This window comes from Corallococcus praedator (assembly GCF_003612125.1).
GTDB lineage: Bacteria > Myxococcota > Myxococcia > Myxococcales > Myxococcaceae > Corallococcus > Corallococcus praedator.
Genome location: NZ_RAWI01000850.1, coordinates 1 through 574, shown reverse-complemented (window position 1 = coordinate 574; position 574 = coordinate 1). Strand labels below are relative to the sequence as shown.

Annotated in this window: 1 protein-coding gene; it reads right to left on the bottom strand. The window is 68.5% G+C overall.

From position 1 onward, the window contains the following. Positions 1–434: anthranilate synthase component II (locus D7Y13_RS42110; RefSeq protein WP_120631083.1), on the bottom strand; the 434-nt coding region annotated here is incomplete at its 3' end. Between the last annotated feature and the right edge of the window lie 140 nt (positions 435–574).

Here is a 574-nt window from a genome sequence, read left to right as displayed (position 1 = left end):
CCGTGGATCGGCAACGCACGGTGGCGAAAGCCCATGACGAAGCCATCGTCGGCGGTTGCGTTCACGATCAGCGCGTCGGGAATGTCCTCCACGACCAGCGAGTGATAGCGCGTCGCCCGGAACGGGGAGGGCACGCCCGCGAATACCCCGGTGCCGTCGTGCGTGATCGCCGACGTCTTGCCGTGCATCAGCCCGCCGCGCACGACCTTGCCGCCGAAATGTTGGCCGATCGACTGGTGCCCCAGGCATACGCCCAGCAGCGGCCGTCCGGCCTCTGCGCACGCCGCGACCAGATCGAGGCTGATCCCGGCCTCGTTGGGGGTGCACGGGCCGGGCGAGATCAGGAACGCCTGGGCATTGCTCGCCAGCGCGTCGCGCGCGGTCAGCGCGTCGCGGCGGCGGTCGGCGTCGACAGACCCGGTGCGGTCGGTCATGTCCACGACCCCGACGTCGCACGGAACTCGGCGGTGTTGCGCAATCGTGACGTCGCGATGCGGCGTCGTTTCGCGGCCACAAGTGTTACTTCTGTCACTCTTTTCACACGAGCACCACACAGCTCGCTCAGCCGGGTCAT